The 15,100-nt window shown below is 68.3% G+C and carries 15 protein-coding genes and 2 pseudogenes; 9 read left to right on the plus strand and 8 right to left on the minus strand.

Translation table 11 applies throughout. The features are described 5' to 3' along the window. Positions 1-82: 82 nt before the first annotated feature. The 3 genes and pseudogenes from ACIBBD_RS35260 to ACIBBD_RS35270 form a co-directional block, all read left to right on the plus strand. Positions 83-612 (plus strand): annotated as a pseudogene (locus tag ACIBBD_RS35260) (transposase family protein). Between the two features lie 9 nt (positions 613-621). Next, positions 622-1,017 carry a nuclear transport factor 2 family protein gene (locus ACIBBD_RS35265; protein ID WP_399423653.1) on the plus strand — a complete coding sequence of 132 codons (396 nt, stop codon included), beginning with the start codon at positions 622-624 and terminating at the stop codon, positions 1,015-1,017. 178 nt (positions 1,018-1,195) lie between these two features. Then, positions 1,196-1,330, plus strand: a pseudogene (locus ACIBBD_RS35270) (IS5/IS1182 family transposase); the annotation flags it as partial. Positions 1,331-1,522: 192 nt separating this feature from the next. Here ACIBBD_RS35270 and ACIBBD_RS35275 read toward each other — a convergent pair. From ACIBBD_RS35275 to ACIBBD_RS35285, 3 genes are all read right to left on the minus strand, one after another. Then, the gene (locus ACIBBD_RS35275; protein WP_399423654.1) at positions 1,523-2,728 is read right to left on the minus strand and encodes a cytochrome P450; all 1,206 of its coding nucleotides are present in this window, start codon (positions 2,726-2,728) and stop codon (positions 1,523-1,525) included. A gap of 68 nt (positions 2,729-2,796) precedes the next feature. Further along, complete coding sequence (locus tag ACIBBD_RS35280) at positions 2,797-3,657, minus strand: LmbU family transcriptional regulator (protein WP_399423655.1); 861 nt, start codon at positions 3,655-3,657, stop codon at positions 2,797-2,799. 181 nt (positions 3,658-3,838) lie between these two features. Continuing rightward, entirely contained in the window at positions 3,839-5,092 is a 1,254-nt protein-coding gene (locus tag ACIBBD_RS35285) for an aminotransferase class I/II-fold pyridoxal phosphate-dependent enzyme (RefSeq protein WP_399423656.1), read from the minus strand. 405 nt (positions 5,093-5,497) lie between these two features. Between ACIBBD_RS35285 and ACIBBD_RS35290 the strand changes: the two genes are divergently transcribed. Then, positions 5,498-5,671, plus strand: coding sequence for a hypothetical protein (locus ACIBBD_RS35290; RefSeq protein ID WP_399423657.1), 174 nt, complete (start codon positions 5,498-5,500; stop codon positions 5,669-5,671). A gap of 18 nt (positions 5,672-5,689) precedes the next feature. Here the strand turns inward: ACIBBD_RS35290 and ACIBBD_RS35295 are convergent, their stop codons facing one another. The 3 genes from ACIBBD_RS35295 to ACIBBD_RS35305 are packed head-to-tail and all read right to left on the minus strand — an operon-like array spanning position 5,690 to position 7,820. Further along, a complete protein-coding gene (locus ACIBBD_RS35295) occupies positions 5,690-6,640 on the minus strand; it encodes an NAD-dependent epimerase/dehydratase family protein (RefSeq protein ID WP_399423658.1) in 951 nt (316 codons plus the stop codon). Next, on the minus strand, positions 6,637-6,945 hold the full coding sequence (locus tag ACIBBD_RS35300; protein ID WP_399423659.1) for a hypothetical protein: 309 nt from the start codon (positions 6,943-6,945) through the stop codon (positions 6,637-6,639). Before ACIBBD_RS35300 ends, ACIBBD_RS35295 begins: the two co-directional genes overlap by 4 nt. After that, positions 6,942-7,820, minus strand: coding sequence for a metallophosphoesterase family protein (locus ACIBBD_RS35305; RefSeq protein ID WP_399423660.1), 879 nt, complete (start codon positions 7,818-7,820; stop codon positions 6,942-6,944). Before ACIBBD_RS35305 ends, ACIBBD_RS35300 begins: the two co-directional genes overlap by 4 nt. 249 nt (positions 7,821-8,069) lie before the next feature. On the opposite strand from ACIBBD_RS35305, the gene ACIBBD_RS35310 reads away from it, so the two are divergent. The 3 genes from ACIBBD_RS35310 to ACIBBD_RS35320 are packed head-to-tail and all read left to right on the plus strand — an operon-like array spanning position 8,070 to position 11,325. Then, positions 8,070-9,488, plus strand: a complete 1,419-nt coding sequence (locus ACIBBD_RS35310; RefSeq protein WP_399423661.1) for an NDP-hexose 2,3-dehydratase family protein — start codon at positions 8,070-8,072, stop codon at positions 9,486-9,488. After that, positions 9,485-10,495 carry an aldo/keto reductase gene (locus ACIBBD_RS35315; RefSeq protein ID WP_399423662.1) on the plus strand — a complete coding sequence of 337 codons (1,011 nt, stop codon included), beginning with the start codon at positions 9,485-9,487 and terminating at the stop codon, positions 10,493-10,495. The genes ACIBBD_RS35310 and ACIBBD_RS35315 overlap by 4 nt, the downstream gene beginning before the upstream one ends. 50 nt (positions 10,496-10,545) lie before the next feature. After that, positions 10,546-11,325 (plus strand): TylF/MycF/NovP-related O-methyltransferase, encoded by a 780-nt coding sequence (locus ACIBBD_RS35320; RefSeq protein ID WP_399423684.1) that lies wholly within the window; start codon positions 10,546-10,548, stop codon positions 11,323-11,325. A gap of 43 nt (positions 11,326-11,368) precedes the next feature. On the opposite strand, the gene ACIBBD_RS35325 is transcribed toward ACIBBD_RS35320, so the two are convergent. Together ACIBBD_RS35325 and ACIBBD_RS35330 are read right to left on the minus strand one after the other, a co-directional pair. Further along, entirely contained in the window at positions 11,369-11,965 is a 597-nt protein-coding gene (locus ACIBBD_RS35325; RefSeq protein ID WP_399423663.1) for a dTDP-4-dehydrorhamnose 3,5-epimerase family protein, read from the minus strand. A 9-nt stretch (positions 11,966-11,974) separates the two neighbouring features. Beyond that, the gene (locus ACIBBD_RS35330) at positions 11,975-12,940 is read right to left on the minus strand and encodes an IS701 family transposase (protein WP_399423664.1); all 966 of its coding nucleotides are present in this window, start codon (positions 12,938-12,940) and stop codon (positions 11,975-11,977) included. 201 nt (positions 12,941-13,141) lie between these two features. Between ACIBBD_RS35330 and rfbA the strand changes: the two genes are divergently transcribed. Then, a complete protein-coding gene (gene rfbA, locus ACIBBD_RS35335; RefSeq protein WP_399423665.1) occupies positions 13,142-14,050 on the plus strand; it encodes a glucose-1-phosphate thymidylyltransferase RfbA in 909 nt (302 codons plus the stop codon). Then, entirely contained in the window at positions 14,047-15,045 is a 999-nt protein-coding gene (gene rfbB / locus ACIBBD_RS35340; RefSeq protein ID WP_399423666.1) for a dTDP-glucose 4,6-dehydratase, read from the plus strand. Before rfbA ends, rfbB begins: the two co-directional genes overlap by 4 nt. The last annotated feature ends 55 nt before the right edge of the window (positions 15,046-15,100 follow it).

Consider the following 15,100-nt stretch of genomic DNA (forward strand, 5'->3'; position numbering starts at 1 on the left):
CCGGATATCCGGCGGCTGTGGGGGCAACACCAGCATCCATCACCAATCATCCAGTGACATCCCAAGCACCATAAGAAATGTTATAACCCTTCTGGCCCGGGGCCCCAGGGGGCGCTGGCGACGGTCGCCGGGGAGGCTCATCGTCACCCGTGAGGGCGACCGGCGCTGCAAAGTCCGCCCGTCCCAGCGCGCGATGGTGGCACTGGTGTACCTGCGCGAACACGTCACCCTGGCGAAGATCGCTGCCGGGTTCGGGATCAGCGACTCCACCGCCCACGCCTACACCAGCGCGGTCATCCATCTGCTTGCCCAACGGCCGCTCGCACCCACCGGATCATCCGCATCTGCGAGCGCCAGGGCGTCCCCATCCTGGCCGATCTTGCCCACCAGGGCGGCGGCCCCTGGCTGACCACGGGCATCAAACGCTGGCCCCTGAAGGAACTCACCGCCACCGAGAAGACCGTCAACCGGGCCCGGGCCACGGCACGGGCACCGGTCGAACGCGGCGTCGCCCGCTTGAAGTCCTGGCGCATCTTCCGCAGATTCCGACGCAGTCCGAACCGCATGACGTCAATCGCCAAAGCCGTCCTCACCCTGGAGCGGCAACTCTGAAAAAGCTCAGTGACCACACACAGCGACCCCGTCGGCGTCTACCGCGCATACATCGACGCCGAAAACCGCCAGGACTCTGCGACGGCCGCCGCCCTGGTCTCCCCGAGCCTGCGGGTCGAGATCAACGGCCGACCGGCACTGTCCTCGGCTGCGGAGGACCAAGCCGCCAACGCCGAATTGCTGCGCCGCTATCCCGACTACCGCCGCGACGTCCTCGACACCGTGGCCGACGGCAGCCGTGTCGCCGTGCGATGGCGGATGGCCGGCACACCGGCTCGGGCAGGCCTTGAGCCGCTAGATGTGCACGGCTGCTCCGCGGTGAGGGTCCAGGACGGCCCCATCACGCATACGTTCCTGTACTACCAGGGTGCCGCACTCGACGCGGTACTGGAGGCGGACTCGTGATCCCTAATGACGACTGCCATGGTGATCCGCAGGGTCAAGGGGCCTACTGATGCTCCTTATCCTCCGGAACGGTTCTGGACCAGATCAAGGGCTTCCTCGCTTCGGTCGGCCCAGCCAGGACATCGTGCGCTCGACGGTCCAACGGTGCCGGCTCAGCCGGGTGGAGGACTCGATGCCCGAAACCCTTCCCGCCCGCTCCAAAGCCATGGTCCACCTCGCCATGACCGACCTGATAGCCCGCCGCCTCACCGGCGAGACCACCATCTCCTGGCGCGACCCGACATCACATGATGAAGTCCGCATTCCAGGATGAAACAACGGGAGAAGATGACCTTTCAGAACTCCTCAAGGCGGGCGGCAGCGTCAAGTGCTGCACCGTGGAGCTCCGACGAGGACGCCCGCACCGGCCCGATGACGTCGGGCAACGCCAAACGTCCTGTTCCTGCGGACGGCTGATCCGTAGAGACAGGACGCGGACTTGTGGCGTAACAGGGCTCCGGGCCGGTCACACGTCCCAGGTGGCCATGAGGGTTTTGACCCCGTGCACGTCGGCGGTCTCCGGGCGCAGGGGGACCTCGTCGGCGGGGACGGCCAGGCGCAGGGTGGGGAAGCGTTCGAAGAGCGCGGTGAAGGCGACGCGCAGTTCGATGCGGGCGAGTTGGCTGCCCAGGCACATGTGGACGCCGTGGCCGAAGGCCAGGCTGCTGCCGTCGTTCCTGCGCAGGTCGAGTACATGCGGGTCGGCGAAGCGCTCGGGGTCACGGTTGGCGGTGTTGTACGACAGGATCACCGTGGTCCCGGCCTTGACCGTCTGACCGCCGAGCTCGACGTCCTCCAGCGCCGTCCGCATGAAGGTCTTGCCGACACTCACGTAACGCAGCAGCTCCTCCACAGCCGAATCAGCGATCCCGGGATCAGCCCGCAGGGCCGCGGCCTGCTCGGGATTTTCCAGCAGTGCCCATGTGCCCAGGCCCAGCACATTCGTCGCGCTGTCGAGCCCGGCCGAGAGCAGGACCAGGCCGATCCCCCGCAACTCCTCGTCGGTCAGGTCCGTGTCGAGGAGATCGCTCAGCACGTCGTTGCCGGGATTCGTGCGCTTGGCGGCCACCACCTCCGCGATGAACTCATGGACCGCCGTCACCGCCGCGATCATGTCTTCGTCGCTGGTCTCACCGCTGAGGAACAGACCGATCTGCTCCTGGAAACGGACCCGGTCCTCGTAAGGGACCCCCAACAGCTCACAGATCACGATGGCGGGGATGGGCTTGGCGAAGACGCTCACCAGGTCCACCGGAGGCCCGACCTTCTCCATGAAGTCCAGCTGCTCGGCGGCGATCTGCTCGATCCGCTCGGTGATCATGCGCATCCGCCGCACGGTGAACTTCCCCGCCAGCAGTTTCCGGTAGCGGCTGTGCTGCGGGTCGTCCGTGAGCAGGAACTCGCCGGGCGCCGCCGGCGGTATCTCCATCCCGGTGATGTCGATGGTCGGATGGAGCAGGAGCTCTTTGCGTGCGCTGAACCTCGAGTCCTCCAGCACGGTCCTGATCAGATCGTACCCGGTGATGAGCCAGCCGGGCTGCCCGCCGGGGAAGGTGTAGCGGCTCATCGGGCCGTGGCGGCGGGCCTCGAGCATTTCCTCCGGAGGGTCGAAGGGGCACCCGGGCCGTCGCACCATCGGCATCTCCGTCACGGTGTGCATAGATTCGGCCATCAGTTTCTCACCTCTCATGATTGAAGGCTGCACGCCCCGAAGTCATTCCGCATTCCTTGTCGCAGAATTCACCCGGTGCGCACGTTCCGCCCCGAGACAAAGGAAGAGTTCCCCGCAATTTCCGTTCGGGAAGCGGCACCGTCCGGCATATCGCGAGAAATTCCCCGGCGAGCCAGGCTGCGGTCGACTCGATTATGACTGGGCACCATCTCCGGTTGGCGCTGCTGCGGAACCTCACGCCTGACCGAGGCCTCTGCCGCCGCCATAAGAGTTTGTGCGGCCCACGCCTCCAGATCGAGCCCAAGTCTTTTTGCGGTCGCCCGGCAGAATTCAAGACGGTCAGCCGGAACCGATATCTTTAGCGACACGGCCCCGTCGGCCGAGGCAGCTGTCTCTTCTCCGGATTGCTGTCCATCGTCCAGCTCTCGGCCGCTCTCGCGCTTCTCGTTCTTACGGCCCCCGCGCTCCGCAAGACTCTCCTTGACCTCGCGGCGGAGCCTCTTCGCGGACCATCCGTGCTCTTCTGCCTTGCCCAGCCAGAAGTCCTGCTCGGGGTCCGAAAGAGACGCCACCTCCGCGTGATGGGTGAAGCTCAGCTTTTCCCTTCGCCGAGACATTGGATAGCATCGCGCTACCCACGCATGGTTCCTCAGCGTTTGATAATCTAATGACGTCAGCTCGATCGCGTCGCGATACCTGCCGTTGAACGAGGCCTCGCCATATACCAGCCAGTCTCCCAGGCACCAGGACGAGGCCGACATTATGTTGGACAGGTAGCTGCCGACTCCGACCCACTTCTCGAACGCCATCCGTTTAGGGAGAAGTAATCCCCGCCTGGTGACCAAGGCCGAGGTGTCGGATTGCGCTCGCGGATTAGCTTCTCCTTTCGCCAGGGCCGGTTTAGCACGGAGTGACGTGTTTCTAAGCATGCAGTCTCCTTAGGTAGTAAGCGCGTGTGGGGGGCACCTGCAGAGAGAACTGATCCGAACCTAACATGACAGCCACTAAGCGTAATAGGTCGAGCAAAGACAAAGGGAAAACCAAGTGCACATTCCAGCCACGGCGATGTCAGCCGGCCAGCACGGGCTGCGCCCATCGGAATGTGACCGGTTACCGTGTCGGCTGGACGCTCTCGGCTCGCATCTCCCGCAGCACGGCGGAAATCACTTCGACGCCGGCGGCGATCGCGTCCCGCTCAGCTGTGATGCTGACGCGGAAGCACTGCCGGGAGTGACGTTCCTGCCCCTCGCCGTCCGGGGCATCGACGAAGAAGTACCGCCCCGGTACGACGAAGACGCCCCTGTCCTTGAGGATCTCGTACAGACGCAGGTCGTCGAACCACTCCTCGTCCACCCACACCCAGCAGAACATGCCTCCGTCCGAGGCATACAGGCGCCAGGCGATGCCCTCGGGCAGGGTCTCCGCCAGGAGCGTCTCGGCAAACTTCCTGCGCTCGGCGTAGAAGGGGCGGATGACCGATGCGACCAGCGTGTCGAGGACGTCGGCGCGTAACGCGTGAGTCAGTGCGGACTGAACCAACTGGGGTGCGTGGAGCGTGGAGTTGGCCATGAAGGAGACCATCGGCTCGATCAGCCGCTCGTCGGCGACGGCGAAGCCCAGGCGCTCGCCCGGGAGCCCGGCCTTCGAGACGGAGAAGACGTTGACGACGCGCTCGTCCCGCACGGGGGCCGCGGCCGGCCCACCGATGGCCGGGAACGGGGTGCCGTAGGCATGGTCGATCACGAGCGGTACGTCGTGCCGTCCGGCAGCGGCGACGAGGAGCTCGGTCTCGTCGGGCGAGACGCTGCGGCCGGCGGGGTTGCTCGGGCTGGACAGGAGCAGGAGCCCCACGTCCGTCAGCTCATCGAGCGCCGGCTCGTCGAGCAGGTAGCGGAAGGACCGCTCGCCCACCGGCTGCACGACGGGGGCGATTCCGCGGACTCCGCCCGGAACCAGGGAAAGGCCTTGATAACCCGTGTAGTCCGGGGTCATCGGCAGGACGAGAGAGGTGTCCCGATCCGCTCCCGGGCCGGTGAACAGTGCCGCCGCGGCGAAGCACAGCATCTGGCTACCGGGGCCCACCACGATGTTGCTCGGGGTCACGTCCCAGCCGTAGCGGCCGTTGAAGTACTCGGCGATCGCGTCGACGAGATCCGGCAGGCCTCGCGACGGTCCGTATCCGCAACTGACCTCGCTGAAGGAGGAGTTGAGGGCGCGGGCGACCATCCGCCGCCAGGTGTCCTGGACCTCCGGTATGGCCGCGGGATTCCCTATGCCGAGATTGATCCACTTCTTCCCCGTCGTCGATCCGACGGTGGTGGCGATGTCTTCCATGATGAGCCGCAGTCCGGACAGACTTGCCATCTTCCTTCCGGATGGGGATAAACCCACAGTTCGGCCTCCTTCCCGTCACTGTCGACGACTGCCCCGGTCCGGCCGCGCCCCGGGTCGCGATACACGGTTCTGACACCGTTGTCGTCATGTGACCCGGCGCCCACTCCCGTAACCCCAGCAACTTCACGCTCTCGTAGGCTGTTCAGCCGGTCAAGAGCAGATCGAGAACGCGTTCCCGGCGTGTCTTGTCGACAAGACGGACCGCTGATACTTCTCGGCGGATTGGCGAAGCGCGCGTCTTAACGCGTTCTTGACGCACGCCCATGGACCGAACTGGAGAGGACCAGATGATCCCTCCCATGGTGACGGTGGGACGCCGTCGGCCCGGCGGCTGCTGGTTGGCGCGTCCATGTCCCTGTCGTGCCGGTGCTGGCGTTGGCGTCACCGCTCCTGGCACTCGCCGTGCCGGCCTGCCTGGTGGTCTGTCTGGCCACGCGGGTCGACCCGGTGAAGGCGACACGCGGCATCGGGCAAGTGGTCAAGGCGCTGGGCGGCACCCGATTCACGCTGGAGAACGAACACGGCGCCCTTCTCATCAGCGTCAGCTGAGCGCCGGGTGCCTCGGCTTCAGGTCGTCGCGGTGCCGGGCACCGCGTCGCTCGACGGCACGGCGGCATCCCATTGGTCGCGCAGGGATTCCTCGAGGCTCATCGAGTGCGACCAGTTCAGCAGCGCCCGGGCGCGGGTGACATCGACCTTCGTCCAGGCACCGTGGCCCCCCGTGCTGCCCCCCGCGGCCGCCGCCCCGATCCGCACCCGGTGGCGGGGAAAGCCGGCGGCTTTGATCATCAGGTCGGCCACAGCGGGTACTTCGTGCGCGTGTCCTCGGCCGATATTGATCACGAGACCGGAGACCGGTGCGGTGACAGCCCGCACCACGGCGTCGGCGACGTCCCGGATGTCGATGAAGTCGCGCAGGTCCGGGGTGAGTTGCAGATCCAGCGGGGTCCCCGACGGCAGTTCCCTGAGCCGCCGGATGAGAGAGCCGAGGAAGCTGGTGGCCGGAGCACCCGGCCCGCACACGTTCGTGACGCGGAGGATCACGGCGTCGCTGCGGCCCTCGGCCGCGGACGCCAGGATGGACCGGGTACCGACCAGCTTGGTCCGGCCGTAGACCGTCGTCGGCCGTTCGGGATGGTCTTCGTCCGCGGCCCGCCGGGGGCGGATCGCCCCGTACTCGTGGACGGAACCCAGATGCACCAGGCGGGTCCGTGGCGGGACGAGGCCTAGGAGCCGTTCGACCAGGACCGCGTGCGCGGCGGCCATCTGGTGCGGTGTACCGCCCCAGCCAGCTCCCGCCGCGTTGACCACGACATCGCTGCCGGCCACCAGCTCGCCCAGCGCCTGTTCGTCGTCGCCGAGCAGGTCGGCGCAGAGCAGCGGGACGCCAGGGGGCACGGGGCCGTCATGACGGGCCACGGCGGTCACATGGTAGTCGCCGGTGCGCAGCAGGGCCGCGCAGATGTGCCGGCCCAGAGAGCCGGTGCCGCCCATCACGACGGCCGAACGCGGGATCATGCCGGACTCCGTGGGGCGGTCGCGGACTCGGCGGTGGCCCGGTATCCCGGGCAGTGCGTCATGCTGCCCACCACGCCGTCGGGCCACAGGGGAGCTCCTTGCTCTCCGCGCGGCAGCGGGACGGGTGAGCGGCCCAGGTCGGCCAGGGCCTGCCGGGCGAGGTGGCGCACGGTGGTGCATTCCCTGCGGCGGTGCGGCACGACGTGTGCGACAAGGACTTCCTCCTCCGGAAGCGGAGCCGCCTCCGCGAGGTCGCCGAATGCCTCGGCCCAGCGCACGTCGGCCGGCAGCAGGTCTTCGATCATCCGGTGCTCCCGGACAGGGAGGGCTCGCGTGGGGCGATGCGGCGCAGCAGCCCGTGCGGATGGCCGTGGCGTCGCCACTCCCGCGGGTAGCCGACGGAGACCTCGTGGTGCGGAACCCCGTCGTGCCAGGTGACTCGGGGTATGTGCAGGTGACCGTAGACGACCTGCGCCACGTTGAAGCGGCGGTGCCAGTAGGCCGTGCCGACCGTACCGCACCACGGGGAGAGATGCCGGTGCCACAGCGCCCGGGTCGGCTCCTGGACCAGCGGGAAGTGGTTGACCAGCACCAGCGGCACCGCCGGGTCGTCGGCCTGGGCAAGGCGTTGCTCACTCACCGTCAGCCGTGCGGCGCACCACGCCTCGCGGGTGGGACGAGGGTCGGGATCGAGCAGGTGCTCGTCGACGAAGTAGATGTCGGTGGCGAGCGCGTCGGCACGCGCCCGGGCCGGGTCGTCCGCGCCGTCCGGGAGGAACGAGTAGTCGTACAGCACGAACAGCGGCGCGATGCGGAACGGACCGCCCGGCCCGGTCCACACCGGGTACTCGTCCTCGGGGGTGATCACGCCGGCTTCCCGGCAGACCTCGACGAGCCGCTGGTAGCGGGCGACTCCGCGCAGCTGTACCGGGTCGCCGTGTTGGGTCCACAGCTCGTGGTTCCCGGGTGTCCGGATGACCTTGGCGAAGCGGCCGGCCAGGACGCGCAGCGTACGCGCGATGTCGGCCAAGTGCTCCGCGACGTCTCCGGCGACGATCAGCCAGTCATCGCCGGTTCGCGGCTGAATTCGGTCGACCACAAAAGCGTTGTCGCCCACCGAGGAGTGCAGATCACTGACCGCGAAAAGGCGTGCCTCGTCCGACGGTTTGGATATTCCCACCCTGTCACCATAGACCACTCACCCGCTCGGTGGATATCAGCAGTCCGTCGGTCCCGGTATCCGCCCTCAGGTGCGGAACTATGGCCCGCCTCGCGGAAGGGGGGACTTTTTCCGCAGTTGCGGGTCCGCGGACGGCAGGTGAATTGACGGTGGGTTGACCGGCTGCCAACATGATCAGCGCTTCGCGTCCCCGAAAGACCCCCACTCGTGGTGTGACCGGCCCGTTCCACGGCCGAGACAGGAGGACCGATGAGCACTTCGCCTGCTGCGCAGGCCGCCACCGTCCCCACGGCACACAACCGCCGGACGGTGGCACGCAGGCTCGCCGAAACGGCGCGCACGGTGCCGGACCTGGCGGGATTCGATCGGACAATCAAGGACACGGGCGAACGTGTTTTCACCGCCACCGAGACCGTGCCCCTGGACCGGCTGGACGGCTGGCATTTCGACAGGAATTCGGGTTTCATCGTCCACGAAAGCGGCGGCTTCTTCTCCGTCGAAGGTCTTCAGGTGACGCCGCCCGGTTCCGGCGGGCAGTGGGGACAGCCCATTATCAACCAGCCGGAAACCGGAGTCCTGGGTTTCCTGGTGCGGGAGATCGACGGGATCCCGCACTTCCTCGCCCAGCTCAAGGCGGAGCCGGGCAACCGGAACGGCCTGCAGTTATCCCCCACCGTCCAGGCGACCCGAAGCAACTACACGGGTGTGCACGGCGGTCGGCGGGTGCCGTATCTGGAGTTCTTCCAGGGTCCGGCGCCACGACAGGTCATCGCCGACGTGCGCCAGTCCGAGCAGGGCGCGAGGTTTCTGCGCAAACGCAACCGCAACATGATCGTGGAAACCGTTGAACCCGTCGAGGCGCGGGACGGATTCGTATGGCTCACCCTCGGCCAGCTGAACCGGTTGCTGGCGGTCGAGGACCTGGTGAACATGGACACCCGGTCCGTGCTCGCCTGCCTTCCCCTGGGGGACGACGGGACCGGCGCCGATGGCACGGACTCCCCCGCCGACCGGGACCGCCTCGCGCTGCACCCGTTGGTGGACGTCCTGAGCTGGATCACCGAGGCGAGGACCCGCCATGAGATGCGGGTGCGCACCTCCCGTCTCGACGAACTCGCCGAGTGGAAGTTCTCCGGCGGCCGCCTCCGTCACCTGGCCGGTGGCCAGTTCGAGGTGATCGGCGTCCGCGTGAAGGCCGTCGGCCGGGAGGTCGGGCAGTGGTGCCAGCCCATGTTCCGGGACAGATCCCTCGGCCTGCTGGCCCTGGCCGTCACCCGGATACAAGGACAGCTCCATGTGCTGATGCAGGTGCGGGCCGAGCCGGGTCTTGGGGACGCCGCGGAGTTGGCGCCCACCGTCCAGTGCGCTCCCGACGACGCCGCGCGGCTGCCCCCCGAGGAGCGCCCGCCCTTCCTGGACCTGCTCCAGAACGCCCCTGCCGACACCGTCCGGTTCGACACCACGCTGTCCGACGAAGGCGGGCGGTTCTACCACACCCGCAACAGACACCTCGTGGTCGAGACCGAGTGCCTGCCGGAGCCGCCCGGCCATCGCTGGCTCACGCTGCGGCAGCTCGAGGAGATGACCCTGCACAGCAACTACCTGAACATGCAGGCCCGCAGCGCGCTGGCCTGTCTGCGGTCCCTGTCCCACGGAGGGCTTCGATGAGCGGTGCCGGCGGCGACGGCCGTCTCCATGTGCGGCTGGGCCGTACCGCGTTGCGGGTGAGCCGCGTCTGTCTCGGCACGGTGAACTTCGGCGGGCGCGTGGCGGAGCCCGAGGCCCGGGAACTGATGGACCACGCGCTCGACAACGGCATCAACTTCGTGGACACCGCGAACATGTACGGCTGGCGCGAGTACAAGGGCTACACCGAAGAGGTCATCGGCAGGTGGCTGACGTCCCGCCCGACACGGCGCGACCAGGTGGTGCTGGCCACCAAGGTGGGCAACCCCATGAGCGAGGGCGTCAACGAACAGGGGCTGTCCGCGCGGCACATCATCGCTGCCTGCGAGGCGTCGCTGCGCAGGCTCGGCACCGACTGGATCGACCTCTACCAGATGCACCACGTGGACCGGGACGCAAGCTGGGACGAGGTCTGGCAGGCCATGGAGATCCTCGTCCAGCAGGGCAAGGTCCGCTATGTCGGCTCGTCCAACTTCGCCGGCTGGAATCTCGCGGCGGCCCAGGAGGCCGCGCGGGCACGGCACTTCCTGGGCGTGGTGTCCGAACAGTGCCTCTACAACCTCGCGGTGCGCCACCCGGAACTGGAACTGCTGCCCGCGGCGCGCGCGTACGCGGTGGCCGTGCTGCCCTGGTCGCCCCTGCACGGCGGGCTGCTCGGCGGAGTCCTGCGCAAGACCGCCGAAGGCCGTGCGGTCAAGTCGGGGCAGGGGCGGGCCGCCGTCGCGCTGGAGACGATGCGCGGCACGATCGAGCGGTACGAGGAGCTGTGCGCGCAGTTCGGACGTGACCCGGCGGAGGTCGGCCTCGCCTGGGTGATGTCCCGGCCAGGGGTGACGTCCACGGTCATCGGCCCGCGCACCACCGCCCACATAAAAGACGCGCTGCAGGCGCTGGACTCACCCCTGTCGGACGAGGAGACCGCCCGCATCGAGGAACTGTTCCCGCCGGTCGGCCACGGCGGAGCAGCCCCGGACGCCTGGCTCACGTGAGTGCGCGTACCGGCAGACACATCGAAAGCTGGAGGAGAACCCACATGACCATGACCCCGACCCAGCACAAGGACCCGCGCATTCTGCCGCACGAGTCGGAGCAGGAGAGGTCCGCGCGGGAACGGCTCACCGAGCTCATGTCCGACACGCCCATCCCGGCCGTGTATCTGATCGACCATCTCGGCATCTACCTGCGCCGCCACCAAGTGGCGGACCTGCTGTCCATGGACGCCCTCTACCGCCTGGCCCGTGACGTGCCGGGCGTGATGATGGAGTTCGGCGTCCTGCACGGCCGGCACCTGGCGGCGCTCACCGCGCTGCGCGGGATCCACGAGCCGTACAACGCGACACGGCGCATCGTGGGCTTCGACACGTTCACCGGGTTCCCCGACATCGGAGAGGTGGACCGGGTCAGCCCCAGCGCCGTCCTTGGACGGTTCGCGACCGAGGAGGGGTTCGTGGAGCACCTGCGTGAGGTGCTCGCCTGCCATGAGGCCCTGGAGCCGCACGGCCACGTCCAGCGCACCTTCGTCGTGCCCGGCGACGTGCGCGACACGGTGCCGGAGTACCTGGCGGAGAACCCGCAGACCATCGTGTCACTGGCCTACTTCGACCTGGACCTGTACGAACCGACGCGCGACGTGCTGCAGATGATCCGGCCCCATCTGGTGCGGGGCAGTATCATCGCCTTCGACGAGCTGGCGCACCCCAAGTGGCCGGGCGAGACGGTCGCCCTGCAGGAGACGCTGGGTCTGGACCGCGCGGATCTGCGCTGGCTGGACGTGCCCGGCCGGGAGGCCCCCATCGGCTACATGCGCTGGGAGGGCTGACCGGGCACGGATGCGGCCGGGACGGTGCCCGGCACCGGACGGGTCATCGGGCACCGTCGCCGCGGCGGGCCGCGGCGTAGTGGGGAAGCAGACCGCGCGCGTCGAGTTCCTTCAGGGTGGGGGCGGCGCGATCCCGCTCCGACAGCACCAGGTCCGGGTCGTCCGGGAGCGGCAGTGCAATGTCGGGGTCGAGCGGGGACAGCGCGAGTTCGAGGGCGGGCCGGTAGGGGCCGGACATCATGTACGACATGACGGTGTCGTCGCGGAGCACGGCGAAGGCGTGGCCCACACCGGCCGGGATGTAGAGCGCCCGCATCGTCGCCCCGTCCAGCCGGGTGGTGTCCCAGCGCCCGAAGGTGGGAGATCCCTTGCGCAGATCCACGACGAAGTCCTGGATCCCACCCGCCAGACAGCACACGTACTTGGCCATGCCGGGCGGGCACCGGGTGAAGTGGACACCTCGCACCGTGCCACGCCGCGAGGTGCTGTAGCTGAGCTGCGCGGCGGCGAAGGCCTCCCCTCCTGCGTACGCGGCGAGCGACTCCGCGGTGAAGGGGGAGACGAAGGAACCCCGCTGGTCCTGATGGATCTCCGGGCAAAACTCGACGACACCTTCCACGTTCAGTCGGCGGAAACGCATGTGCTCTCCTCAGCTCGGCAGGGGGACAAGGAGGCGGGCGGCGTCGATGCGCAGCACGGCGTGTGCGAACATAGCGAGTGTCATGTGCCGGTACCAGGCCCGCCACTTGCGGGCCGAGTAGCGGTCGAGTCCCGCCTCCTGCCGCGCGGAGGCGAAGTGGGAGCGGACGCAGAGGTCGGTGGAGACGGCCGCCCGGGCGCACTCACCGAGATCGGTGTGCGCCGGTACGTAACACAGGTACGAGCCTCCTTCACGGCGCGCGAGCTGCCAGTGGACGTACCCATCGGGGGCTCTTCGCTGCCACACCAGGGGCCCCCTGCGACTGCTGGCCAGCACATAGGGAACGCGCCGGCGTTCCAGGGCGCGGCGGAACTCCGCGCTGTCGCCGTAGAAGGGGGCGTCGGCCACCACGCGACGTGCGGGCATCCCGCTGTCGAGCGCCCGGCCGATCATGGCGAGGGCGGCCTCCTCGCGGGAGACACCGTGGGACGTGTCGGGGACGTCGGCATGCCGACGCGTGACGGGACCGTTTGCCCACCGGGGCGGTATCAGCAGTTCCCGGTCGATCGCCATGGTGTTTCCCAGGGCGTCCCTGCTCAGCAGGAACACACCGATCTGGCAGTTGTCGACACGGCGGGACGTCGCGCAGTACTGGCGGCTCACACCGGCCGAGCTGTTTCCCTTCTTGACGAAGCCCTCTTCGGCGACCACCAGTGAGGTGTCCCGGGACGCCAGTTGCCCGACCACCAGGTCGCGCACCCGGTCCCGCACCTGGTTCTCGTCCCACCGCGCCGTCGTCAGGAGCCGGTTGCGGCCGTCCTCACCGCCCGGCGGCACACGCCGGGAGAGCAGCCAGCACACATACCTGTAGGCGTGGCGGCGAGGTTCTGCCCGGCTGAACACGTCCTCCAGCTGCCGGAAGTGGTGGCGCAGGGGCCCCGGCCCCGGGCGGCGCGCAAGCGGGACCTGGGGCATGTCCTGTCGGTTCCGCGGGACGCGGGGAGGTGGCGGGTCATGGCTGCGTCGCGTCTGCGTCTTCACGGACTCATCCTCGACGACATGTCTTAAGCGGATCTTGCCGCCGGTGGCCCGGTCGCCTAAGGCGGGCGTTAGACCGGCTTTGGACCGCCCCCGGACGATGCAGGAACACCGGCCTTGAGGGGGCGAGCGAAGAGGATGAAAGGCATCATTCTCGCGGGCGGGAACGGGACACGGCTGCAGCCCCTCACCTTTGTGGGCTCCAAACAGCTCGCCCCGGTCTACGACAAGCCCATGATCTACTACCCGCTGTCCATGCTCATGCTGGCGGGCGTCCGGGACATCCTCATCATCACGCGACCCTCCGAACTCGCCCTCTTCCAGGCGCTGTTCGGCGACGGCCGGCGCCTGGGGCTGTGCATCGACTACGCCGAGCAGGACCAGCCGCGCGGCATCGCCGACGCTTTCCGCATCGGGACGGACCACATCCGCGGCGAGCAGTGCGCGCTCATGCTCGGCGACAATCTCTTCCACGGCGCGAACCTGCCGTCCCTGCTGCGTCGCACCGCGCTCAAGATGAGCGGCTGCGTGCTGTTCGGACACGAGGTCGCCGACCCGCAGCGCTTCGGTGTGGCCGAGGTCGACGCGCGCGGCAGACTCGTGTCCATCGAGGAGAAGCCTTCGTCTCCCCGCTCCAACCTCGCCATCCCGGGGATGTACTTCTTCGACTCCCAGGTCGCGGACATCACGAACAACCTGGTGCCTTCCGCACGGGGCGAGCTGGAGATCACCGACGTGCTGCGGAGCTATCTCGACCAGGGCACCGCCGAGCTGGTGTGGCTGGGCAGAGGCGTCACCTGGCTGGACACCGGCACCCACGAGACACTGCTCGAGGCGAGCACGTTTGTGCGGGAGGTGCAGCGCCGACAGGGCACCCGACTGGGCTGCGTCGAAGAGATCGCCATGTACATGGGCTACATCACGCCCGATGACTGCCACGCGCTCGGAGCGGAGATGAGCAGTTCGCCGTACGGCCAGTACGTCATGGAACGAGCCCGCTCCTTCAGCCGGGGCATGCCGCCCACCGCTCTCTCGGAGGACCTGTGAACATCCTGGTCACCGGCGCAGCCGGGTTCATCGGCTCCGCCTATGTGCGGATGCTGCTCGCGGCGGGAGCGGCGCGCGGCCCCGAGGTCTCGCGGGTCACGGTGCTCGACAAGCTCACCTACGCCGGCAGCCTGGACAACCTGGATTTGACCGATCCGCGGCTGACGTTCGTCCGGGGCGACATCTGTGACGCCCCCCTCGTCGACAGGCTGGTCGGACAGGCCGGCCAGATCGTGCACTTCGCCGCCGAGTCGCACGTGGACCGCTCGATCGCGTCCGCCGACGCGTTCGTCCGCACCAATGTCACGGGTACGCAGACACTGCTGGACGCGGCGCTGCGGCACGGCGTCGAGCGCTTCGTACACGTGTCCACGGACGAGGTGTACGGCTCGGTGGAGAGCGGATCCAGCACCGAACAGGACCCCCTCGACCCCAACTCCCCGTATGCCGCGTCCAAGGCGGCGTCGGACCTGCTCGCGCTCTCCTACCACCGCACCCACGGGCTGGACGTGCGCGTCACCCGCTGCTGCAACAACTACGGGCCGCGCCAGTTCCCCGAGAAGATCATCCCCTTGTTCCTCACTAGCCTTTTCGACGGCCATGACGTCCCGCTCTACGGTGACGGACTGAACCGTCGCGACTGGCTGCACGTCGAGGACCACTGCAGTGCGGTCGAGTTGGTCCGCACCGCCGGGGTCCCGGGCCGGGTCTACAACATCAGCGGGGGCGTGGAGCTGAGCAACCATGAGCTGACCGGCCGGCTCCTCGCGGCCTGCGGCGCGGACTGGAACCGGGTGCGGTACGTCGCGGACCGCAAGGGGCACGACAGGCGCTACTCGGTCGACGACAGCAGGGCACGCACGGAACTGGGCTACCGCCCCCGGCACGACTTCACGTCCGGGCTGGCCGGGACCTTCGCGTGGTACCGGGACAACCGGCAGTGGTGGGAGCCCCTCAGGAAGGCCGCCAAAGGGGTGGGACGCGACGTCGGTTGATCGGACACCGGTGGCCCGCCCCGCCGTGCTCAGCATGGCGGGGCGGGCCACCGGG

Source organism: Streptomyces sp. NPDC051315 (genome assembly GCF_044455165.1).
In the GTDB taxonomy this organism is placed as follows: Bacteria; Actinomycetota; Actinomycetes; order Streptomycetales; family Streptomycetaceae; genus Streptomyces.